At 72.8% G+C, this 22,824-nt stretch carries 20 protein-coding genes and 1 pseudogene; 11 read left to right on the forward strand and 10 right to left on the reverse strand.

The features are described from left to right. Positions 1-129: 129 nt before the first annotated feature. Positions 130-1,749: a malate synthase A gene (gene aceB / locus IPK81_08935; protein ID QQS14274.1), complete on the reverse strand. Its 1,620-nt coding sequence runs from the start codon at positions 1,747-1,749 to the stop codon at positions 130-132. A 450-nt stretch (positions 1,750-2,199) separates the two neighbouring features. Between aceB and IPK81_08940 the strand changes: the two genes are divergently transcribed. From IPK81_08940 to IPK81_08960, 5 genes are all read left to right on the forward strand, one after another. Beyond that, positions 2,200-3,399: a urate hydroxylase PuuD gene (locus IPK81_08940; GenBank protein ID QQS14275.1), complete on the forward strand. Its 1,200-nt coding sequence runs from the start codon at positions 2,200-2,202 to the stop codon at positions 3,397-3,399. Positions 3,400-3,795: 396 nt separating this feature from the next. After that, the gene (locus IPK81_08945) at positions 3,796-4,284 is read left to right on the forward strand and encodes a hypothetical protein (GenBank protein ID QQS14276.1); all 489 of its coding nucleotides are present in this window, start codon (positions 3,796-3,798) and stop codon (positions 4,282-4,284) included. 10 nt (positions 4,285-4,294) lie between these two features. Beyond that, the gene (locus IPK81_08950) at positions 4,295-4,666 is read left to right on the forward strand and encodes a hypothetical protein (protein QQS14277.1); all 372 of its coding nucleotides are present in this window, start codon (positions 4,295-4,297) and stop codon (positions 4,664-4,666) included. A gap of 32 nt (positions 4,667-4,698) precedes the next feature. After that, on the forward strand, positions 4,699-5,301 hold the full coding sequence (locus tag IPK81_08955; protein QQS14278.1) for a hypothetical protein: 603 nt from the start codon (positions 4,699-4,701) through the stop codon (positions 5,299-5,301). Between the two features lie 102 nt (positions 5,302-5,403). After that, positions 5,404-6,198 (forward strand): crotonase/enoyl-CoA hydratase family protein, encoded by a 795-nt coding sequence (locus IPK81_08960; GenBank protein ID QQS14279.1) that lies wholly within the window; start codon positions 5,404-5,406, stop codon positions 6,196-6,198. Positions 6,199-6,458: 260 nt separating this feature from the next. On the opposite strand, the gene IPK81_08965 is transcribed toward IPK81_08960, so the two are convergent. Further along, complete coding sequence (locus IPK81_08965; GenBank protein QQS14280.1) at positions 6,459-7,253, reverse strand: ComF family protein; 795 nt, start codon at positions 7,251-7,253, stop codon at positions 6,459-6,461. 276 nt (positions 7,254-7,529) lie between these two features. On the opposite strand from IPK81_08965, the gene IPK81_08970 reads away from it, so the two are divergent. Continuing rightward, entirely contained in the window at positions 7,530-8,486 is a 957-nt protein-coding gene (locus tag IPK81_08970; protein ID QQS14281.1) for a methyltransferase domain-containing protein, read from the forward strand. A gap of 95 nt (positions 8,487-8,581) precedes the next feature. Here IPK81_08970 and IPK81_08975 read toward each other — a convergent pair. Further along, positions 8,582-9,532, reverse strand: a pseudogene (locus IPK81_08975) (IS30 family transposase). Positions 9,533-9,746: 214 nt separating this feature from the next. On the opposite strand from IPK81_08975, the gene IPK81_08980 reads away from it, so the two are divergent. Both IPK81_08980 and IPK81_08985 read left to right on the forward strand, forming a co-directional pair. Beyond that, entirely contained in the window at positions 9,747-10,610 is an 864-nt protein-coding gene (locus IPK81_08980; GenBank protein QQS14282.1) for an SDR family oxidoreductase, read from the forward strand. Positions 10,611-10,788: 178 nt separating this feature from the next. Next, positions 10,789-11,361 (forward strand): fasciclin domain-containing protein, encoded by a 573-nt coding sequence (locus IPK81_08985; GenBank protein ID QQS14283.1) that lies wholly within the window; start codon positions 10,789-10,791, stop codon positions 11,359-11,361. Between the two features lie 71 nt (positions 11,362-11,432). Here IPK81_08985 and IPK81_08990 read toward each other — a convergent pair whose 3' ends face one another. The 6 genes from IPK81_08990 to IPK81_09015 form a co-directional block, all read right to left on the reverse strand. Further along, positions 11,433-11,735, reverse strand: a complete 303-nt coding sequence (locus IPK81_08990; GenBank protein ID QQS14284.1) for a copper-binding protein — start codon at positions 11,733-11,735, stop codon at positions 11,433-11,435. A 29-nt stretch (positions 11,736-11,764) separates the two neighbouring features. Next, complete coding sequence (locus IPK81_08995; GenBank protein QQS15022.1) at positions 11,765-12,220, reverse strand: cupredoxin family protein; 456 nt, start codon at positions 12,218-12,220, stop codon at positions 11,765-11,767. Positions 12,221-12,294: 74 nt separating this feature from the next. Next, positions 12,295-13,680 carry a copper oxidase gene (locus IPK81_09000; protein QQS14285.1) on the reverse strand — a complete coding sequence of 462 codons (1,386 nt, stop codon included), beginning with the start codon at positions 13,678-13,680 and terminating at the stop codon, positions 12,295-12,297. A 14-nt stretch (positions 13,681-13,694) separates the two neighbouring features. Then, the gene (locus IPK81_09005; GenBank protein ID QQS14286.1) at positions 13,695-15,110 is read right to left on the reverse strand and encodes a TolC family protein; all 1,416 of its coding nucleotides are present in this window, start codon (positions 15,108-15,110) and stop codon (positions 13,695-13,697) included. Further along, a complete protein-coding gene (locus tag IPK81_09010; GenBank protein QQS15023.1) occupies positions 15,107-15,337 on the reverse strand; it encodes a hypothetical protein in 231 nt (76 codons plus the stop codon). Before IPK81_09010 ends, IPK81_09005 begins: the two co-directional genes overlap by 4 nt. A gap of 144 nt (positions 15,338-15,481) precedes the next feature. Beyond that, positions 15,482-15,823: a hypothetical protein gene (locus IPK81_09015; GenBank protein QQS14287.1), complete on the reverse strand. Its 342-nt coding sequence runs from the start codon at positions 15,821-15,823 to the stop codon at positions 15,482-15,484. A 182-nt stretch (positions 15,824-16,005) separates the two neighbouring features. Here IPK81_09015 and IPK81_09020 point away from each other — a divergent pair, with 182 nt between their 5' ends. From IPK81_09020 to IPK81_09030, 3 genes are all read left to right on the forward strand, one after another. Continuing rightward, positions 16,006-16,890 carry a TIGR01459 family HAD-type hydrolase gene (locus IPK81_09020; protein ID QQS14288.1) on the forward strand — a complete coding sequence of 295 codons (885 nt, stop codon included), beginning with the start codon at positions 16,006-16,008 and terminating at the stop codon, positions 16,888-16,890. An 81-nt stretch (positions 16,891-16,971) separates the two neighbouring features. Next, a complete protein-coding gene (locus IPK81_09025) occupies positions 16,972-18,771 on the forward strand; it encodes a hypothetical protein (GenBank protein ID QQS14289.1) in 1,800 nt (599 codons plus the stop codon). A 374-nt stretch (positions 18,772-19,145) separates the two neighbouring features. Then, positions 19,146-21,149, forward strand: coding sequence for a tetratricopeptide repeat protein (locus IPK81_09030; protein ID QQS14290.1), 2,004 nt, complete (start codon positions 19,146-19,148; stop codon positions 21,147-21,149). Positions 21,150-21,531: 382 nt separating this feature from the next. On the opposite strand, the gene IPK81_09035 is transcribed toward IPK81_09030, so the two are convergent. After that, positions 21,532-22,731, reverse strand: coding sequence for a leucyl aminopeptidase family protein (locus IPK81_09035; GenBank protein QQS15024.1), 1,200 nt, complete (start codon positions 22,729-22,731; stop codon positions 21,532-21,534). Positions 22,732-22,824: the final 93 nt, after the last annotated feature.

The raw sequence follows: 22,824 nt of genomic DNA on the forward strand, positions 1-22,824 counted from the left end.
TGATACGAAGGCGCCCTCGTTTGATGCGTGGAAACGCAAGGTTACTGCTCAGGCAGCGCCCACTTTTCTAGCGGCTCTTGCGCACCTCCCTACACGACAGCTCGTTCAAGTTGGTATTACATCGCAATCCTACGCCGCCGCCTTCCTCTCGTCCTCGATGATGCGCTGGTAGGCCGGCAGCGTCAGGAACTCGTGGAACACCGGCTGCTCGACCAGGTCGATCATGAGCTGGGCGGCGTCCTCGTGGCGGCTGGCGGCGTAGGCGGCCTCGCCCATCCGCGCCTTCACCTTGTCGAGCTCCTCGCGCACGATCGCGCGCACCAGCTCCTTGGTGATGGCGCGCCCGTCGTCGAGCTTCTGGCCGTGGCGCACCCACTGCCAGACCTGCGCGCGGCTGATCTCGGCGGTGGCGGCGTCCTCCATCAGGTTGAACAGCGGCACGCAGCCGATGCCGCGCAGCCACGCCTCGACGTAGCCGATGCCGACCGCCACGTTCTGCCGCAGGCCGGCCTCGCTCTTGCCGCCCTCCGGCATCTGGATCAGGTCGGCCGGCGTGACGTGCACGTCCTGGCGCTTGCGGGCGATCTGGTTGGGCTCCTTCATGACCGCGTCGAACTCGGCCTTTGCGATCTCGACCAGGCCGGGATGCGCCACCCAGGTGCCGTCGTGGCCGTCGCCGGCCTCGCGCTTCTTGTCGGCGCGCACCCGCTCCATCGCGGCGTCGTTGGCGGCGGGGTCGTTCTTGATCGGGATCTGCGCCGCCATGCCGCCCATGGCGTGGACCTCGCGGCGGTGGCAGGTCTTGATGACGAGCTGGCTGTAGCTGCGCAGGAAATGCGCCGTCATCGTCACCTCGCCGCGGTTGGGCAGCACCGCCCAGCTCTGCTCGCGGAACTTCTTGATGAAGCTGAAGATGTAGTCCCAGCGGCCGCAGTTGAGTCCGGCGGAGTGCTGGCGCAGCTCCCACAGGATCTCGTCCATCTCGAAGGTGGCGAGGATGGTCTCGATCAGCACCGTGCCCTTGACCGTGCCCTGCGGCACGCCGACGACGTTCTGGGCGTGGACGAACACGTCGTTCCACAGCCGCGCCTCGAGATGGCTCTCCATCTTCGGCAGGTAGAAATACGTGCCGCTGCCGCGCGCCAACCGCTCCTTGGCGTTGTGGAAGAAGTACAGGCCGAAATCGAACAGCGAGCCCGACATCGGCTTGCCGTCGACGAACAGGTGCATCTCCGGCAGGTGCCAGCCGCGCGGCCGCACGAACAGCACGGCGGTCTTGTCGTTGAGCTTGTAGGCCTTGCCGCTGGCCGCCTCGACGAAGTCGATCTGGCGGCGGTTGGCGTCGCGCAGGTTGATCTGGCCCTCGAGCATGTTGGCCCAGGTCGGCGTCGAGGCGTCCTCGAAATCGGCCATGAAGACGTTGGCGCCGCAGTTCAGCGCGTTGACGATCATCTTGCGGTCGACCGGCCCGGTGATCTCGACGCGGCGGTCGAGGATGTCCTTGGGCAGCGGCGCCACCGTCCAGTCGCCGTCGCGGACCGCCTGCGTCTCGGGCAGGAAGTCGGGCTTCTCGCCGGCGTCGAGCCGCTTCTGCCGCTCGGCGCGCGCCGCCAGCAGCGCCTCGCGCGTCGGGTTGAAGCGGCGCTGCAGGTCGACGATGAAGGCCAGCGCCTCGGGCGTGAGGATGGTCTCGAAGCCGGGCTTCACCGCGCCGCGCAGTTCGACGCCCTCGGGCAGCTGGATCGACATCGGTATCTCCTCCCGGACGCGCCGGTTCGTTCGTGATCGCCTTGATTGACCGGCATTTAACCAATCCCCCCGCGAGGCGCCACCCGGATTCCGCCGCCGCCCTGCCGCCCGCCGGCACAGGATCGCTGAGCGGATGGCACAAGTCGTCAGTCCTTTCCCTCTCCGCCGCGCAGCGGGGGAGAGGGCGGGGCCCGCGCCGAAGGCGCGGGTACGCCGTATCGGCGAAGCGCCGATACGGCGGCGGTGAGGTGGTCGTCGTACCGTCCGTAACGTCGATCAGAGAACCGCCGTGCGCGAATATCCAACGTCGATACCCACACGACGACCCACCTCACCCCGACCCTCTCCCCCCGCAAGCGGGCGGAGAGGGAGAATGGCGCGGAGCGGTGCCCCACCGTTGCGGCCACGCCACCGCCGGTCTACCAACCACCGGAGGGGAGCGCGCGCCGCATGGATACCGCCTACGTCGTCGAGTGGCTGAATCTGCTGGGGCGCTGGGCCCACATGATCGTCGGCGTCGCCTGGATCGGCGCCTCGTTCTATTTCATCTGGCTCGACGACAGCCTGGAGCCGCCCAAGTCCGCGGACGATGCCGCCCGCGGCGTCGGCGGCGAGGTCTGGTCGGTGCACGGCGGCGGCTTCTACCACGCGCAGAAATACCGCGTGGCGCCGCCCGAACTGCCGCCGACCCTGCACTGGTTCAAGTGGGAGGCCTACACCACCTGGATCAGCGGCATGTTCCTGATGGCGCTGGTCTACTACTACGGCGCCGAGGTCGCGCTGGTCGATCCGCTGGTGCGCGACCTGTCGCAGGGCTGGGCGATCGCCATCGGGCTGGCCTTCATCGCCGGCGGCTGGATCGTCTACGACGGGCTGTGCCGCAGTCCGCTGGGGAACGACACCGCCGTGCTGGCGGCGATCCTCGCCGCGCTGGTGGCGGCGGCCGCGTGGGGCCTGTGCCAGCTCTTCTCCGGCCGCGGCGCCTTCATCCATTTCGGCGCCATGCTCGGCACGATCATGGTCGCCAACGTCTTCGTCGTGATCATCCCCGGCCAGAAGGAGCTGGTGAAGGCCAAGAGGGAGGGGCGCGCGCCCGATCCGAGATACGGGCTGATGGGCAAGCAGCGCTCGCTGCACAACACGTTCTTCACCCTGCCCGTGCTGTTCGCGATGATCGCCAACCACTACGCCTTCGCCACCGGCCACCGCTGGAACTGGGCCATCCTGATCGCCCTGACCGTGGCCGGCGGGCTGGTGCGGCTGTGGTTCGTGCAGCGCCACACCGGCGCCGGCAATCCGATGACGCTGGCGGCGGGGCTGCTGACCTTGATCGTCACGGCGGTGGTCGTGGCGCCGCGCGACGAGGTCGCCGTCGAGCTGGCCGGCAAGACGGAGTTCGCGCAGGTGGCGCAGGTCGTGGGGCAGCGCTGCGCCGGCTGCCACGCGCTGCGCCCGACCCGCGAGGGCTTCGCCGCGCCGCCCAAGGGCGTGATGCTGGAGACGCCGGGCCAGCTCAAAGCCTACGCGCCGGCGCTGCTGCAGCAGGTCTGGCACTCCCGCGCCATGCCGCCGGGCAACGTCACCGAGCTGACCGACGACGAGCGCGCCCTGATCGCCCGCTGGGTCCGCCAGGGCGCGCCGACGCGTTAGGCGTTCAACGTCCGCGTCGATCGCGCCGAGCGAAACCACCTCTCCGCCGCGCAGCGGGGGAGAGGGCGGGGCCCGCGCCGAAGGCGGGGGAGGGTGAGGTGGTCGCGGCATCGAACGCCTTTGTGACAGGATGGACGCACGCGTTGATATCGAACGCCCGACGGTCGATGAGGATCGCCTGACCAGGTACGTCGACACACCAACGACATTCCCACCGCTCCGACCACCACCTCACCCTCCCCATGCTTCGCATGGTCCCCCTCTCCCCGCTGCGCGGCGGAGAGGGGATGTGCGCCGGACCTCCAATCCGCCATCGCCGCGGCCACAAGACGAGTCGCGGTAGGAATGCGGGCGGCGCGGCGTTAAGCTTCCGCGTCGCGGGAGCGCGGGGAGCGCATGTTCGGTCGAGGTCCGGGATTGACGTGGCAGAAGCTGGCGCTGGCGCTGCTGGTCGTCGTGGCCGCGGCGCTGTGGTCCCAGTTCGGCGGCGGCTTCGGCGGCGGCAAGCCCCTGGGCGGCGAGCGCACGACGGTCGAGCGCCCCGCGGGCGGCGGCCAGCAGCAGGCCCGCGCGCCCGGCGGCAAGGCGTGGGGCGCCACCATCGGCTTCGCCAACCGCGACCGGCTCGACGAGCATTTCGAGAAGCACGGCGCGGAGTTCGGCAGCATCGGCAAGGCCGAGTACCTGCGCCGCGCCCAGGAGCTGCGCGACGCGCCCGCCGGCGGCGACGTGCTCGAGGCGGTCCGCCGCGACGGCGTCGTCAGCCGCTTCGACCGCCGCTCCGGCGCCTTCCTCGCCTTCAATCCGAACGGCGTGATCCGCACCTATTTCCGGCCCAACGACGGCGAGCGCTATTTCCGCCGCCAGGCCGAGCGCGACCGCTGAGCCCGCCGCGATGAAGCCGCCGGCGCCGCCGCCCGATCTCGACAAGCTGGCCGACCGCGTCGGGCGGTGGGAGAAGACCGTGGCCGCGCTCGCCGGCGGCTACACGCTGACGCTCGACGACTGGCTCAACGACATGGATCTGCGCCAGCTCATCGCCGAGCAGTGGCCGCAATTCTCCGCCGCCGAGCGCGGCGCGCTGGACGACCGCCTCGCGCTGGCCGACGCCCAGTTCCGCCGCGCGACGCGCGAGGCCGGAAAATGCCTGTGGGGAAAGCGCAACGCCAGGCGCGACGGCTGGAAGCCCACGCGCCATTGGTGGTATTTCCGTCAGCCGAGGAATGGCGATCCGGAGTTGATGGCCGAGATCGCCGCGGTCCGCTGACGCGGCCGCCGGGGGGAGCCGGGAGCATGGATGTGCCGACCAGACGGGGAGCCTGCGCGCTGGCGCTGTCGTTCCTGGCCGCGGCCTGCGCCGGCGGCGAGCGCGCCGCCGCGCCGGAGCCGCCGCTGCCGACCCGCACGCCCGACGGCCGCGTGATCGTGCGCGGCCAGGGCCTCGTCTACGCCATCCAGCCGCCGCCGGGCTGGACCGTCAGCAGCGTGCGCGCCGCCGACCGCTCGACGCGCTCGACCCTGACCGTGGCCGACCTGTCGCCGGCCGACGGTTCGCCGGTGTCGATCTCCGGCCAGGTGCGCACCAAGACGCGCGCCGCCAGCTCGATCGATTCCTGGGTCGAGTCGGTGACGACGACGCGGCGGCGCGACGATCCCGACTTCACGATGTCGCGGCGCGGTCCGATCGCGGTCGAGGGCGGCAAGCGCGCCGAGCTGTTCGTGCTGACCAACGCGAAATCGACCACCGGCGCCGGCTCGACGATCGACCACGAGGCGGTCGTGGTGGTCGACGACGGCGGCGCGCTGGCCGAGATCTTCCTGACCACGAAGACGCGCGAGCTGCTCGACCGCCACGTGCCCACGCTGCGCGGCGTGGCGTTCACCTACGGGCGGCTGGGCTGACGGGCTGAAGAGCTCAGGGGCTGACGAGCTGACGGGCTGACGGGCTGACGGACTGACGGACTGAAGGGCCGGCGTCGCGCCGGCGGAGACGGGAGGACGGCCATGACGGCGTCGCTGATTCCCCAGGTTCTGGCCGACGGCAAGGTGCTGGTGTCACGCGACGGGCCGGTGCAGACGATCATCGTCAACCGGCCGGAGGTGCGGAACGCGCTCGACAACGACGCCGCCCGCGCGCTGGCCGCCGCCTTCGCCGCGTTCGACGCCGATGACACCGCCCGCGTCGCCGTGCTCACCGGCGCCGGCGGCGCCTTCTGCTCCGGCGCCGACCTCAAGGCGCTGGGCGCCGGCGTCGACTATTTCCCGTGGGCCGGCAGCGACGACGGCCCGTTGCGCGCGCCGCCGTCGAAGCCGCTGATCGCCGCGATCGAGGGCCACGCCTGCGCCGGCGGGCTCGGCCTGGCGCTGTTCTGCGACATCCGCGTCGTCGACGAGACCGCCGTGTTCGGCGTGTTCTCGCGCCGCTGGGGCGTGCCGATGAGCGACGGCACGACCGTCCGCCTGCCCCGGATCGTCGGCATGGGCCGGGCGCTGGACATGCTGATCACCGGCCGCGCCGTCGGCGCCGACGAGGCGGTCGCCATCGGCCTGGCCAGCCGCAAGGTCGGGCGCGGCCGCACGCGGGCCGAGGCCGAGAAATTGGCGCGCGAGATCGCCGGCTTCCCGCAGATCGCGCTGCGCTCGGACCGCAGATCGACCTACGAAGCGTTCGACCGCGACCAGGCCGCCGCCCTCCGCCGCGAGATGGAGCTGTCGCTGGAGGCGCGCCGCGTCGAGGCCCAGGGCGGCGCCGCCCGCTTCGCCGAGGGCGCCGGCAGGCACGGCAGCTTCAAGGATTGAACGTCCAGCCGCCGCGCGTGGTCGTTGGTGACGCTAGGGGTCGAGCCGCTCCGCCCATTCCGTCGTCCCGAGCGCCGCGAGCGGAGCCGCCCTGCCCATTCCGTCATTCCGAGCGGCGGCGAGCGGACCCGCCCGCCCATTCCGTCATTCCGAGCGCAGCGACGAATCTTCCGGCGGCGGAAAGATCCCTCGCTACGCTCGGGACGACGGTTGGGCGAACGTGCCACACGTCGCGCGCCCTGCCCTGCGCCGATCCCGCCCTACCGCACCTCCGGCCGCACGACGCGCGCCAGGGTCAGCACGTCGACATGGGCGGCGCCGGCGCGGCGCAGGGCGCGGGCGCAGGACTCGACCGTGGCGCCGGTGGTCAGCACGTCGTCGACCAGCAGCACCGTCCGGTCGCGCACCATCGCGCGGTGGCGCGGCTCGACGCTGAACGCGCCGGCGACGTTGCGTCGGCGTTCGCGGGCCGAGAGATCGGCCTGCGACGGGGTGCGGCGGTGGCGCACGAGCAGATCGGGCACCACCAGCCGGCCCGACGCCGCGCCGATGGCGCGCGCCAGCTCGGCCGACTGGTTGTAGCGCCGCCACAGCAGGCGCCAGCGGTGCAGCGGCACCGGCGCCACGATGTCGGCGTCGGCCAGCAGCGACGCGCCGGCCCGCGCCATCCAGCGCCCGAAAGCCGGCGTCGCGTCGAGCCGGTCGGCGTGCTTGAACATCAGCACCATGCCGCGCGAGCCCTCGGCGTAGCGGAACGCCGCGCGCGCCCGGCGGTAGCGCGGCGGCTTCGCCATGCAGGCCGCGCACAGCGCGTCGGGCCCGACATCGGTCTCGAACGGATAGCCGCAGCGCGCGCAGGCCGGCGGCGCCACGAACTCGACCTTGGCCCAGCACGCCGCGCACAACGCGCCGGGCTCGTCGACGGGATCGCCGCAGGACAGGCACAGCGGCGGCAGCACCGCGTCCAGCGCGACGCGGCCCCAGCGCCGCGCGACGGCGGCCACGGCCGGAAGCGGCGCGGCGGCGAGGCGGCGACGGAGGGCGTCGAGCGGCATGGTGGAAATTCCAGCGTTGGAATCCGACGATTCCAAGGCGGCCGCGATGGACCCATGCTAGATCGTATGCCGAGTGGACGGGCTCCGGCCGTCCTCCCGAGCGCGGCGAGGGATCTTTCCGCCGTCGAAAGATCCCTCGCCGCGCTCGGGAGGACGGTGACGAGACGTCGATCCCGTTCCACCGCCTGGCGCTCTGGAAACCGCCGACCAATTCGACCGCCTGGTGCTTTGGAAGCCGCCGACCCGTTCAACCGCATGAGGCCTCGAAAGCCACCGATGACGACGCCCGCCGATGATCCGATGCTGGTGTTCGACCGCGCCACGCTGCGGCGGCGCCGCGAGCGCGCGGCGGTGGCGTGGGACGGGGCCGCGTTCCTCAAGCGCGAGATCGCCGAGCGCCTGGTCGACCGCCTCGACGACATCCGCCGCGCCTTCCCGCTGGCGGTCGACCTCGGCTGCCACGGCGGCGAGGTCGGCGCCGCGCTGCGCCACGCCGGGGGACCGCCGCGCGCCGACGGCCGCCGCCGCGGCGGCGTCGAGACGCTGGTGTCCGTCGACCTCGCGGCGCCCTTCGCGCGCCGCGCGGCGGCGCACGGGCCGGCGCTGGCCGCCGACGAGGAGCTGCTGCCGTTCGCGCCGGCGTCGGTCGATCTCGTCACCTCGGCGATGGCGCTGCACTGGGTCAACGACCTGCCCGGCGCGCTGGCGCAGATCGCCGGCGCGCTGCGGCCGGACGGGCTGTTCCTCGCCGCCATGCTGGGCGGCGGCACGCTGTTCGAGCTGCGCCGGGCGCTGGCGCAGGCCGAGAGCGACATCGACGGCGGCCTCAGCCCGCGCGTCTCGCCCTTCGCCGACCTGCGCGACGCCGCCGGCCTGCTGCAGCGCGCCGGCTTCGCCATGCCGGTGGCCGACAGCGAGACGATCGAGGTGCGCTACGCCGACACGCTGGCGCTGATGCGCGACCTCAAGGCGATGGGCGAGAGCAACGCCGTGCGCGGCCGGCGCGGCGGACTGGGCGGCCGCGAGGTGCTGGCGCGCGCCGCGGCGCTGCACGACGCGGCCCATCGCGGCGCCGACGGCCGCGTGCCGGCGCGCTTCGAGGTGTTGTTCCTGCACGGCTGGGCGCCGCACGCCTCGCAGCCGAAACCGCTGCGCCCCGGCAGCGCCGCCGCGCGGCTGGCCGACGCGCTCGGCACCGTCGAACGCTCCGCCGGCGAGAAGCCGGGCGGCTGAGGCCGCGTCCGGACAGGATCGGGCGACTCCTTGTCCACGTCATCCCGAGCGCAGCGAGGGGTGGATTCACATTCGAGGCGCAACAGTTTGTGGAAGAAGACCTCGGCCGGGGACCTGAAGGCGAGGCACTTGCGGGGCGTGTTGTTGTAGGCGGCAATCGCGGCGTCGAGGCGGTCGAGAGTGATCGTGTCGAGGTCGGTCTTGCGTGGCAAGCGTCCGCGCAGGCGTCCGATGGCGTTCTCGACGCCGCCCTTCTGCCACGGGCTGTGGGGGTCGCAGAAGAAGGCGCGGAGGCCGAGGGCGTCGGCGAGCGAGCCGTGGCGGGCGAACTCCGTGCCGTTGTCGAAGGTGATGGTGCGTCGCAGGCGGGGATCGAGCCGCTGGAACCAGGCGAGAAGCCGCTCGGCGACGGGTCCGGGGAGCTTGCCGGGCTGGTGCGCCGCCAGGACCAGACGGGACTTGCGTTCGTGGGCGACGAGGATGGTCCGGCCGGGCGTGGCGAACGACATGAGGTCGCCCTCCCAGTGGCCGAAGGTGCGGCGGCCGTCGACGCCGGGGGGCCGTAGATCGATGGGGACGCGGCCCTTGATGAGATCGTCGACGGAGCGTTTGCGCCGTCCGAGCCGGCCGCGGCGGTGCTTGCGGCGCGGCAGGTAGTTGCGCCGGCGGCGTCGTTGGTGCGACGGCGCTGGGCGTGGATGAAGCGGTAGATGCTCGTGGCTGATGCTGGCGGCGCGCTCGCGTCCGAGGCGGCCGGCGACCTGCTCGGGCGACCAGCCCTGGGCGAGGCGCCCGAGGACGAGGCCGCGCAGGTCCGCGTCGCGTTCGAGGCGGGAGCCGGTCCATCGCCGGGCGCGGGCCTGCTCCTGGGCGTAGGCCGGCCTGTAGCCGACCGTGGTCCCGCTGTTGCGCCTCAGCTCGCGCGAGATGGTCGATGGCGCGCGATCCACAGCTGCAGCGATCTGGCGGATCGACTGGCCGGCTTGTCGAAGGCGGGCAATCTCGCACCGCTCGTCGAGGTCGAGGTGGTCGTATCGTGTACCCATGGCAACACCTTAAGCTGGTGTTGCGCCTCGTTTGTGAACTCAGGGGGATCTTTCCATCGCGCCAAGATCCCTCGCTGCGCTCGGGATGACGTGAACTCGAGCGGCACGATCTGGAGCCGACCGTTCTATCGAGGATGGATTCCGAGGCCGCCCGACGGGTTCCGCGGCCGCGCCATTCGCGGCATCATCGCGGCGCCCAGCGCGAGGAGTCCCGATGTCCTACCGTTCCGTGTTCCGCCCCGGCCTGTTCGACGGCCGCACCATCATCGTCACCGGCGGCGGCAGCGGGCTCGGAAGGTGCGCCGCGCACGAGCTGCGCGCGCTGGGCGCGCGGCTGGTCCTGATCGGCCGCACGCGCTCGAAGCTCGAGGAGGTCAAGGAGGAGCTCGGCGATCCCGCCACCTTCATCCACACCGCCGACCTGCGGCGCGAGGACGAGGTCGCCGCCGCGATCGCCGCGACGCTCGACGCCTGCGGCCGCGTCGACGGGCTGGTCAACAACGCCGGCGGCCAGTTCCCGGCCCGGCTGCGCGACATCTCGCTCAACGGCTGGAACGCGGTGGTCAACAACAACATGACCGCGACCTTCCTCGTCTCCAAGGCGGTCTACCTGGCGTGGATGGAGGCCAACGGCGGCGCCATCGTCAACGTCGGCGCCGACTGGGAGATGGGCATGCCCGGCATGGGCCACAACGGCTCGGCGCGCGCCGGCCAGGCGGCGTTCACCTACACCGCCTCGGTCGAGTGGGCCCATTCCGGCGTGCGCGTGAACTCGGTGATCCCCGGCTTCATCGCCTCCTCCGGCTTCGACAGGTATCCGGAGAGCGCGCGGGCGACGATCCGCGGCGTCACCAAGCGCGTGCCGCTCAAGCGCCACGGCACCGAGGCGGAGATCGCGGCGGCGATCTGCTTCCTGCTGAGCGAGGCGGCGGCCTACATCACCGGCATCCAGATCCGCGTCGACGGCGGCCTGCACAACAACAACCGCTCCTCGTTCTACGAGGTGCCGGACCACGACCGCTCGACGCCGTACGACGGCTTCCCCCTCTACAAGCGGCCGCGCATGCTCGACGGCTGACGCCGCGCTACGTACGCGTCGGCCCGCCGGTTCCCCCGCTCACGCGGAATTGCGCGGCAATTATTTTCGGCCTCCGGCGGCTCGGATGGGATCCGCGGCTCGTGGCGGGGCGTAGCACTCGCGCATCCACCCCGACGCTTCGGGGAGCCGGTGCTGTCTCTTCAGGAGGAATGGAACGATGACGAATCGCAGGATCGTCGGCGCGGTGGCGCTCGCCTTCGCACTGGCGTCGGGCGCGGCGCTGGCGCCGATGGCCGCCGTCGCGCAGGAGAAGACCGTGATGGTCGGCGGCGCGGCGATGTACCCGTCCAAGGACATCGTCGACAACGCCGCGAACTCGAAGGACCACACGACGCTGGTCGCGGCCGTCAAGGCCGCGGGCCTGGTCGACACGCTCAAGGGCGCGGGTCCCTTCACCGTGTTCGCGCCGACCAACGCCGCGTTCGCGGCGCTGCCGGCCGGCACGGTCGACACGCTGCTGAAGCCCGAGAACAAGGCGACGCTGACCAAGGTGCTCACCTACCACGTCGTCGCCGGCAAGGTCGACGCGGCGACGCTCACGGGGTTGATCGCCAAGGGCGGCGGCAAGCACGCCGTCAAGACGGTGTCGGGCGACACGCTGACCGCCAGCGTCGAGGGCGGCAAGGTGACGCTCACCGACGCCAAGGGCGGCAAGTCCGTCGTGACGATCGCCGACGTCACGCAGAAGAACGGCGTGATCCACGTCGTCGACAAGGTGCTGCTGCCGTAGGCATCGCACCACGACCGGACGGCGCCTGCGCGCGCCGTCCGGCTCCGCCCGCGGGCCGCTCCGGCGTCCGCCTACGGGCTCTTGCGGATCCTGGTCACCGTGATCTGGCCGTTCACGCGCTCGGCCTCGAACACGACCTTGTCGCCGGGTTTGACCGTGGCCAGCATCGCCGGGTCGCCGACACGGAAGACCATCGTCATCGAGTCCATGTCGAGGTTCTTGATCGGTCCGTGCCGCATCGTGATCTTGCCGGCGGCGGCGTCGATCTTCGTGACCTCGCCGGTGGCCGGCGTCGGCGCGGTCTGCGCGTGGACGGCCGCGGCCGGAACGGCCAACGCGGCGACGACGGCGGCCGCGAGGATGAGCTTGCGCATGTCCGGATCTCCCGTGTGGTGGTCGATGGTCACTTCACGACGACGACGCCGTGCATCCCCGCCTCGCGGTGGCCGGGGATCAGGCACGAGAAGTCGAACGTCCCCGGCTTCGTGAAGCGCCACAGGATCTCGCCGGTGGTCCCCGGCTTCAGCCGCCGGGCGTTGGGATCGTCGTGCTCCATGTCGGGGTTCTTCTTCATCTCCTCGGCGTGCTTGAGGTTCTCCTCCAGCGTCGCGACCACCATCTCGTGGTCGATCCCGCCGTTGTTGCGCAGCACGAAGCGTATCTGCTCGCCGCGCCGGACCTCGATCCGCGCCGGCGTGAACAGCATCCGGCCGCCGTCCTCGCGCATGGTGACGTGCACGGCGCGCGACGGTTGCCTCGGATCGCCGGGCGTGCCGTAGGCGGTCTCGCCGTCGTGGCTGTGGCTGTGTCCCGGCGCGCCGCCCGGCGCGGCCGCGGCGGGTCCGGCCGCCAGCGCCATGATGGCGATGGCGGCCGTGGTGGTGCCGATGCGTCCGATCATTGGTCCGTCTCCTTCCGCTTCCGCGGTCCCGTTCAATGCTTGTGGCCGTGCGGTTTGACCGCCCGCATCGCCGGCGCGCCGCCCGGCGCGGGCGCCGCCGTCCGCGGCGCGGCCGGGGCCGCCGGCGCCGGACCCGTCCACTCGTACGCGACCGTGCCCGGCGGATGCTTGTAGGGGCCGGGATCGGCGTAGTCGTCGGCGGCCAGGCCATCGCGCACCTTCACCACCGAGAACATGCCGCCCATCTCGAGCGGCCCGAACTGGCCGAACCCGGTCATCATCGGCAGCGTGTTGTCCGGCAGCGGCATCTCCATGCCGCCCATCTCCGCCATGCCGGCGGAGCCCATCGCCATGTAGTCCGGCACGAGGCGCTTCATCTTCTTCGCGAACTCGCGCTTGTCGACGCCGATGTAGGTTCTCACGTCGTGTCCCATCGCGTTCATCGTGTGGTGCGATTTGTGGCAGTGGATCGCCCAGTCGCCCGGCGCGTCGGCGGTGAACTCGAAGGCCCGCATCGCGCCGACCGCGACGTCGATGGTGACCTCGGGCCAGCGCGCCTCCGGCCGCACCCAGCCGCCGTCGGTGCACGTCACCTCGAAATCGTAGCCGTGCATGTGGATGGGATGGTTGGTCATCGTCAGGTTGCCGACCCGCACCCGCGTCCGGTCGCCCTTGCGCACGACCAGCGGATCGATGCCGGGGAAGGCGCGGCTGTTCCAGGTCCAGAGGTTGAAGTCGAGCATGGTGTTGACCTGCGGCACGTACGCGCCCGGCCGGATGTCGAAGGCGTTGAGCAGGAACACGAAGTCGCGGTCGACCCGGTGCAGCTTGGGATCGCGCGGGTGGACCACGAAGAAGCCCATCATGCCCATCGCCATCTGCGTCATCTCGTCGGCGTGCGGGTGGTACATGAAGGTGCCGCTCTTGCGCAGCTCGAACTCGTAGACGAACGTCGCGCCCGGCTTGATGTGCGGCTGGGTCAGCCCGCCGACGCCGTCCATGCCGCACGGCAGGAGCTGGCCGTGCCAGTGCACGGTGGTGTGCTCCGGCAGCCGGTTGGTGACGAAGATGCGGACCTTGTCGCCCTCGACCGCCTCGATCGTCGGGCCGGGGCTCTGCCCGTTGTAGCCCCATAGATGCGCCGTCATGCCCGGCGCGATCTCGCGCAGCACCGGCTCGGCGACCAGGTGGAACTCCTTCCAGCCCTCCTTCACGCGCGACGGCAACGTCCAGCCGTTGAGCGTGACCACCGGCTGGTAGTCGGGGCCGCTGGTGGGACGCAGCGGCGGACGCATCTTCGCGTCGGCGACGCTCGGCGCCTCGGGGATCGCCTGCGCCTGGACGCGGCCCGAGACGGCGGCGGCGCCCAGCAGGGCGAGGCCGGACGCGCCCATCAATCCGCGGCGTGAGTAGCTCATGACATCCTCCGGGATCAGTGTTTGCCGCCGCCGCCGGCCGGCGCGTCGGCCGCCGGCGTCGACATCGTCTCGATCGTGCCGCCGCCGATCACGGCGGCGCGCAGGTTGATCTCCGCCAGCAGGAAGGCGCGGCGCGCCTCGATGGCGGCGATGTTGGAGGCGACGCGCTCGCGCGTCTCCACCAGCAGCTCGAACACGTCCGCGAGCATGCCGTTGTAGCGCAGCAGGGTCTCCTGCGAGATCACGCGGCGCAGCGGCAGCACGCGGTTCTGGTAATGCGCCGCGATCTCATGGGTGGCGCGGTAGGCCTCGTAGGCGCCGCGCGCCTCCGACCGCGCGTCGACCGCCTTGGCCGCCAGCCGGTTCACCGCCCGCATGTAGGTCTCGCGCTCGCGCCGCGACTTGACCTCGCCGCCGTCGAAGATCGGGATCTCCAGCTCGACCTCGAAGCCGCGGCGTCTCGTCCTGCCTTCGGGGTCGCGCTCGGTGTCGTAGAGGCCGGACAGTTCGAGCAGCGAGACGGACCGCGTCGCCTCCGTCAGCCGCATCGACCGCGCGACGATGGCGAGCTCCTGCCGCGCGACCGCGAGGTCGACCCGTCTGGAGACCGCCTCGGCCTCGATGTCGTCGGCGCGCTCGGCCGCGCCGGGCAGCGCCGGCAGGCGCGGCGGCAGACGCAGATCGCGCGCCTGGTCCCACAGGCCGAGCAACCGCGCCAGCGTCTCGCGCTCCTGACGCGCGCGCAGCCGCGCCTGCGCGAGCTGGGCGCCGATCTCGGCGTAGGCCGCCGCCGCGCGGGCCTGCTCGATGCGCGTGGCGCCGCCGGTCTCGCCCAGCTTGCGCATCAGATCGGCCGTCGCGTCGGCGGCGAGGCGCGACTGCTCGAGGTAGGCGACGACCTCCTGCGCCGCGATCGCCGCCACCCAGGCGCGGCGCGCGTCGAGCGCCAGCCGGTAGGTGGCCGCGACGGCGGCCTGCTGCGCCTGCGCGAAGCGCTGCCGCGCGATCTCGCGGCGCGCCGGCAGGGTTCCGAGCGCGAGGATGTCGCCGAGCAGCTTGACCTCCCACTCGACGATCCCGCTGCCGGCGAGGCGCGACACGGAGATCCGCGGATTGGCGGGCAGCGACGACTCGACGGCGGCGATCTCGCTGAGACCGAGGTCGTTGTAGGCCGCCTGCAGGGCGCGGTTGTTGAGCAGCGCGATCCGCACGGCGGCGTCCGGCGTCAACGGCTCCCTCAGCAGCGCCTCGACCTGGTCGCGGACGCGGCGCGCATCCGCCTCCGACGCGATCTTCACCGCCTCCGCGCCGACCCCGCCGCGCACCTTCTCCGCGACCACGGACATGCCGCCGTCGGGCGAGAACTCGGCGCAGGCGGCCAGCGACAGCGCCGCCAGCAGCGCCGCGGCGGCCGCGCGCGCGCGGCTCATCGCGGCCTCCCGGCGCCCGGCGCGACGCGTTCGTTCATCTCGCGCCAGGATTTTGGCTCCACCGGCCGGTGGTCCACGGTGCCGGCGGTGACCGGGATGTAGGCCGCGGCCGGCGCGGCCGTGGTGGCGTCGGCCGGGTCGGGACCGTCGGTGATCCGGGGCGGCGGCGTGGCGCAGCCGGCCAGCGTCAAGGCCAGCGCGGCCGCGACGACGGGCACGCGCGCCATCCACCCCGCCGGGGTGGCGTGTGATAGGGACATCGATCTCTCCCGAACGCCGTCGGCTCGCGGACGTCGTGCGACGCCGCGCGGCCGGGACGGCCACGACGGACACGCGCGCCCGCGGGGACGCGCGTCAGCGCTTCGGAGGGATCAGGGCCTCGGAGGCGGCGGATCGACGCCGCGCGTCAGCGACACAGTCGCGCGGACCGGCGCGAACGGCGACGCCGCGCGCGCCGGCGCCGCCATGGGGGCCGCGTCGGCGACGACGCCCAGCGGCAGGCAGGCCGTGAAGCAGCAGGCGTGGTTGACCATGTCGTGCGAATCCGCGCGCCCGCCGTCGCCGTGGCACGGCATCGCGACCTCGGCCTTGGCGGCGGCGCCGGCCGCCCAGGCGGCGTTGCCGGCCGCCAGCGGCGCCCACAGCGCGAACGCCAGCGCGACGAGGAGCCGGAGCCCCGCCGATAGCCGTCGCCTGCCCGAAAGTCGCGTCATCCCGCGACTATATGGGGCGCAAACGGGCGCCGACAATCCATTTCGCGCCGCGACGCGGTCGCGACGGGACTCGTGGATATCGCACGTGGCCGCGCGAATGGGTTCGGTCCCTGAACGCACCGTGGCCGCATGAGTCGTCGCCGCGCCCTTCCGTCCACGCGGAGGCCGTGCGAGAAGCGGCCATGACCGATTTCGCGACCATCGGCGGCGTGTCCGCCGTCATCGACCGCTACGACGCCTTCGTGCTCGACCTCTGGGGCGTGGTGCACAACGGGCGGGAGCCCTATCCCGGCGTGCTGGACTGCCTGACGCGCCTGAAGGCGGCCGGCAAGGGCACCCTGCTGCTGTCGAACGCGCCGCGCCGCGCCTACGCCGCGGTGGGACGCCTCGCCGAGATGGGCGTCACCCGCGACCTGTTCGGCGACATCCTGACCTCGGGCGACGACACCTGGCACGCGCTGCGCACCCGCGGCGCGCCGGACGCCGAGCCGTTCTACCGCGACCTCGGCCGGCGCGCCTTCCTGCTCGGCGCCGGCCGCGACCTCAGCCTGTTCGACGAGGTCGACGTCGAGCAGGTCCGCGACGTCTCCGGCGCCGATTTCATCCTCTGCACCAACCTGTTCGAGTACGGCGACACGCCGGATACCTACGCCGCGTTGCTGCGCGAGGGACGCGCGCGGGATCTGCCGATGATCTGCGCCAACCCCGATCTGGTGGTCGTCATCGGCGAGACGCTGGAGTACTGCGCCGGCGCCATCGGCGCGGCCTACGAGAAGCTGGGCGGCTTCGTCATGTACCACGGCAAGCCGCACGCTCCGGTCTACGCGCGCGCCCGCGCCATGCTGGGCGGCGCTGATCCGCGCCGCGTGCTGTGCGTCGGCGACTCGCTGCGCACCGACATCGCCGGCGCCAACGCCGCCGGCCTCGACTCGCTGCTGGTCACCGGCGGCATCCACAAGGACGAGTTCGTCGACGCCGCCGGCGCGATCGACCCGGCGCGCATCGCCGCGATGGCGGCGCGCGAGAAAGCGCGACCGACCTGGATCGGCCCCGGCCTGCGCTGGTGATCGCGCCGGTGTGACGCGGCGCGAGTTGCGTGGCGTCGCGGCGCGACGGACACTGGCGCGGCGGGATTGGCGGAGCGCGCGATGGGTCAGGTCGAGTGGCGGTGGCGGTTCGCGGACCTGACGCCGGCGGCGTTCTGGCCGGCGCTGGCCGACACCAACCGCTTCAACGAGATCCTCGGCCTGCCGCCCTACGCGCTGGTCGAGACGCCGCTGGCGAACGGCACCGTCGCGCGCCACGGCACGGGCAAGGTCGCCGGCATCGAGCTGGCGTGGGAGGAGAAGCCCTACGAGTGGGTGCTGCACCGCAGCTTCCGCCAGACCCGCGTGTTCTCGAAGGGACCGTTCACGGTGTTCGGTCCGATCGTGACCGTCGAGCCCGAGGGCGCCGGCTGCGTCGTGAACTACACGCTGCGCTGGGAGCCGGCCGGCTGGCTCGGCCGCCTCGCCGGCCTGCGGCTGGCGCGCGCCACCGGCCCGAAGCTCGACAAGCGCATGCGCGAGGCGGCCGACTTCCTGCGCGGCGCGCGGCCGGCGATGTTCGCGTTCGATCCGCCGGCGCCGCCGGTCGGCGCGCGCGAGCGGCTCGACGCGATGGTCGTGAAGGCCGAGGCCACCGGCTACGCGCACGGTCTGGCGCGCCGGCTGGCCGACCGGCTTCTGTCGGCGATGGATGTCGACCTGCAGCGCGTGCGCGCCAAGGCGCTAGCGGCGGAGTGGAACCTGCCGCCGCGGCGCGCGATCGAGCTGTGTCTCGCCGGCGTGAAGGCCGGCATGCTCGGCATGAAGTGGGATCTGCTGTGCTCGAACTGCCGCGGCGCCAAGGCGTCGGCGGCGTCGCTCGACCAGCTGCCGCGCGGCGCCCACTGCCCGTCCTGCAACATCGACTACGCGCGCGATTTCACCCGCAACGTCGAGCTGACCTTCGCGCCGTCGCCGACCATCCGCGCGCTCGGCATGGGCGGCTTCTGCCTCAGCGGTCCCGGCGCGACGCCGCACGTGCCGGTGCAGCAGCTGCTGGCGCCGGGCGAGCGGCGGATCGTGCGCTTCACGCCCGAGCCGGGATTGTACCGTCTCCGCACGCTGCATCCCGGCGCCGTGGTCGACCTCGACCATGCCGGCGGCCCCTTCCCCGGCCTGCGCGTCACGCCGGCGGGCGTCGAGGCGCTGCCGGCGGGTGCCGAGGGCGAGGTCGCCTTCGTCAACGATTCGGGCTTCGAGTGCGCCGCGCTCATCGAGCGGCGGGAGTGGGTGCGCGACGCGCTGACGGCGCACGAGGCCACCACCTTGCAGGCGTTCCGCGACCTGTTCGCCGACGCCACGCTGCGGCCGGGCGACGAGGCGGGAATCGGACAGATCGCGATCCTGTTCACCGACCTGCGCGGCTCGACCGGGCTCTACGAGCGGATCGGCGACGCCGCCGCCTACAACCTCGTGCGCGAGCATTTCGCGACGCTGGCGTCCGCCGTGCGCGACCGGAATGGCGCCGTCGTGAAGACCATCGGCGACGCCGTCATGGCGACCTTCGCCGATCCGGCCGACGGCGTGCGCGCGGCGCTGGCGATCCGCGACGATCTCGCGGCGCTCGACGCGCGGCTCGCCGCCGAGCGCGGCCTCGCCGCCGGCGCGCTGGTGGTCAAGATCGGCGTCCACGCCGGGCCGAGCATCGCCGTCAACCTCAACGACCGGCTCGACTATTTCGGCGGCACGGTGAATCTCGCGGCCCGCCTGCAGGGCCAGTCGCAGGGCGGCGACATCGTGCTGTCGCGCGCCGTGGCCGACGATCCCGCCGTGCGGCCGCTGATCGCCGGCCTCGACCGCCGCGAGGAGACCGTCGCCCTCAAAGGCTTCGACGCCCCCGTGCCCTTCATCCGCTTGCTGTGAGCGCGCGAGCGGATTCCGCGCGCCGACTCCCCATCGCCACGGATGGCGCACCGCATCCACCAACGCCGCGGATGGCGCACCACGTCCACCACCGCCGCGGATGGCCCGCCAACCCCACCAGCGTCATCCTGAGCGCGTAGCGCCGTAGTCGAAGGATCTTGCCGCGTCGCCCGGCCGGGGAAAGATCCTTCGACTGCGCGCCTTCGGCGCTCCGCTCAGGACGACGGGAAAAGAGTCGTGCGCGCGATCCGAAGCGGCGGCGTCCGCGAGGCCACGCATTCTCTCCCGCGTCACCCCTCCCGCCGGATTGACGGCGACGGCACGCGGCGGTGGAAGTACACTGGCGGCGGTTCTTTCTGCACGGGAGTGCGGCGATGGTGGACGGCGACGGCCCGCCGCGACCCGCGGCCGAGCGCGGACGGCTCGCGGAACTGGCGCGCGACATCTGGTCGGCTGGAATCCGCCGGCCGGCGCGCCATGTCGGCCGCGCCGCCGTCCGCGCCGGGCCGTCGGCGGCGGCCTTCATAACCGGCGCCGGCAACGTCGTCGACAGCCTGCGCAAGGCGATCGTCGGCGCCGCGCTGGTGCTGGCCATCGGGTTCGGCGTCTGGGTGATCTGGGAGGCGGTGCATTCCGAGCCGATCTTCGTCGAGCCGGTGCACGTCCATAAGGATCTCGACGGCCGGCTGCCGCCGGGCGACGTGATGGCGCAGCGTCTGGCGTCGCATTTCGGCGAGTTCGCCAGCGCCGTGGCCGAGATGAAGGCCGAGCGCGAGATGCGCTTCGGCGGCGACCGCGACATCCCCAAGCTCGAGATCCCCGGCGTCGGGCTGTCGCTGCAGTCGCTGGTGACGATGGCGCGGCGCCTGCTCGACCGCCGCGAGCACCGCGTGATCGGCGACGTGTCGCTCGACACGGCGCCTGCCGCGGCCGCCGCCAGCGCGACGCCGGCGGCCGACGCCTGCAAGTCGCGGACGACGATGCTCCTGCGGGTGCGCTCCGACCGCCACGGCGAGATCGTGCGCGAGCGCTGGGAGGTCTGCGCGGCGCGCGAGGGCGGCCCGCTGCTGGTCGATCCCGACCGGCTCGACGCGCGGCTCAAGCAGGCGGCGCTGGCGAGCTTCGAGCGCATCGACCCCTGCGCCGCGGCGGCCTACTACTACAAGAACTGGTGGACGCGCGACGCCGACGGCAAGCCGATCGACGCCGGTCTCAACCGCGCCTCGACCATGGTGGCGCGCTGCATCGCCACGCGCGGCGACCGCGAGGCGCCCTACGGCTACTACCTGTGGGCGCTGATCCGCCAGGCCGCCGGCAATCCCGACGAGGCCGCCGACCATTTCGCCAGCTCCGAGAACCTCCAGCGCCGCGCCGCGCCGTTCTGGCGCCGCTGGACCGGCACGGTGCGCTACCTGCCGGCGCTCTACGCCCATTGGGGCAACGTGCTGATGGACATCGCCGGCAACGCCGAGTCGGTCGGCGACCGCGCGCGGATGGAGGCGGCGCTGGCCGACGCGCGCCGGCGCTACAGCCAGGCGCTGCGCGCCGACCGCCGCTCGGCGCTGGCCTACAACGGGCTGGGCAACGCGCTGCTGAAGCTGCGCGCCACCGACGCCGCGATCGAGACCTACATCGCCGGCGCCAAGGCCAACCGCTTCGATCCGCTGGTCCGCCACAGCCTCGCCAACGCGTTGCTCGGACGGCTCGCGGCCGACGATCCGGCCAAGGTCGACGACGCCGGCCGCGTGGCGCTGCGCAACGCCGAGAAGAACCACCGCAAGGCGGCCAACCTGGTGCCCGACAACGCCTACTACGCCGCCAGCTGGGGCGCCTCGCTGCTGCTGCTGGCCAAGGTCGAGGATGCGCGGCTGGCGCGCCCCGGCCTCGAGGCCGCCGCCATCGTCACCACCAGCGCCGCCCGCGCGCGCCACCTCGCCGACGCCGAGACCGCCTTCCAGCGGGCGCTGGCCGCCGCCGGCGGCGAGCACTGGGCCGCGCACGAAGGGCTGGCCGAGGTCGCGGCGCTGGCCGGACGCCCCGGCGGCGCCCCCGCGGTCTACGAGAAGGCGCTGGCGGTCTACCAGAGATCGGCCGAGCGCCGGCCGGCCGACCCGGACGCGAAGGTGTCGGTGGCGCGCGCGCTGCTGGCGCTGGACCGCGACGCCGAGGCGCTGGCGACGGAGCTCGCGGCGGCGGCCGCCGATCCCGCGCACGTCGTGGCGCGGTACATCGCGGCGTGCGTGGCGCGGCGCCAGAACCGGCCCGACGACGCGCGCGCCGCCATCGCCGAGGTCCAGCGCCGCACGCCGGGCGCGCGCGCCGAGGGCATGCTGCGCCGCTGCCTCGCCGACCTCCCCGCCAGCGGCCCCGGCCGCTGAGCGCCGCCGAATATGCGGCGGCGCCTGTCTCGCTCATCCATCCAGGCCACGGCATTCGCGCATCTCAACGCGCCCGCCGCCCTCATGCTCCCTCCCCCCTTGTGGGCAGGGCGATCGCATATGGAGCGGCGACGCCCCCTCACCTAACCTCTCCCCCCCCCTGTATGGACCGGAGACAAGGTGGATGGGTGTGCGGGCGTCGTATCGACCACTACTCTCAAGCGTCTTTCTCCTCTCCCCTATCGGGGAAGAGGAACGGCGGAACGAAGTTCCGCCGGGAGTGAGGGGGTCGCCGGCCGCGCGGCGGAAAGCGAGGAGGCGCCGCCGCCTCCCGGGCGGCTCCATATCGGACGCGTGACCACGCGCGCGGCGCCGCCGCGCGTCAGCGCTTGCGGCCGAACCTCTCGCCGATCGCGGCGAAGATGGCGCGCGCCGCCATCGCCTCGCCGCCCTCCGGCCGTCCCGGCCGCGCCGTCTGGTTCCACGCCATGGTGTCGATATGCGCCCACGGCACCGAGTCGGGCACGAACTCGCGCAGGAACAGCGCCGCGGTGATGGCGCCGCCGAACGGCGACTGGGCGGCGTTGTTGATGTCGGCGATCTTGCTGTCGAGGAAGCGCCGGTAGTCGCTCCACAACGGCATGCGCCACAGCGGATCCTCGCGCTCGCGGCCGGCCTTGAGCAGCGCCTCGGCCAGCGCGTCGTCGTTGCAGAACAGCGCCGGCAGCTCCGGCCCCAGCGCCACGCGGGCGGCGCCGGTCAGCGTCGCCACGTCGATCATCATCGCGGGCTTGAAACGCGCCGCGTAGGTCAGCGCGTCGCACAGGATCAGCCGGCCCTCGGCGTCGGTGTTGCCGATCTCCACCGTCACGCCCTTGCGCGAGCGGATCACGTCCATCGGCCGGAACGCGTTGCCCGAGACGCTGTTCTCGACCGCCGGGATCAGCACGCGCAGGCGCACGTCGAGCCGCGCCGCCATGATCATCGACGCCGCCGCCAGCACCGTGGCGGCGCCGCCCATGTCCTTCTTCATCATCAGCATGCCGGTGGCGGGCTTGAGGTCGAGGCCGCCGGAATCGAAGCACACGCCCTTGCCGATCAGGGTCACCTTCGGCGCCCCGGCGCGGCCCCACACGATGTCGACCAGCCTGGGCGCGCGGGTCGAGGCGCGGCCGACCGCGTGGATCACCGGGAAGTTGCGCCGCAGCAGCTCCTCGCCGGCGATCGCCGAGAAGCGCGCGCGGTGGCGCTGCGCCAGCTTCTTGGCGGCGGCCGCCAGCTCGGCCGGGCCCATGTCGTTGGCCGGCGTGGTGATCAGGTCGCGGCCGAGGAACATGCCGTCGACCACGCGCTCGACGGCGGCGCGGTCGCATTTCGCCGGCCACACCAGCCGCGGTCCCGGCTTGGCGCGGCCGCGGTAGCGCGTGAAGCGCCACGTGCCCAGCGCGAAGGCGGTCGCCGCGGCGGTCGCGGCGGCGGCGTCGAGGTCGCCGACCAGGCAGTACTCGCCCGGCGGCAGGCGCGTGGCGAGCGCGCCGTAGTCCCACATCGTGGCCTCGCGCGAGCGCACCAGCACGGCCATCGCGGCGCGGCCCTCGTCGCCCGGCACCAGCGCGAACTCGCCGGACTTGCCGCCGACGCCCGAGGCCTGCAGCCACGCGCGCGTGGCGGCGCG

The sequence above is a fragment of the Rhodospirillales bacterium genome (genome assembly GCA_016699855.1).
Lineage (GTDB): Bacteria > Pseudomonadota > Alphaproteobacteria > Reyranellales > Reyranellaceae.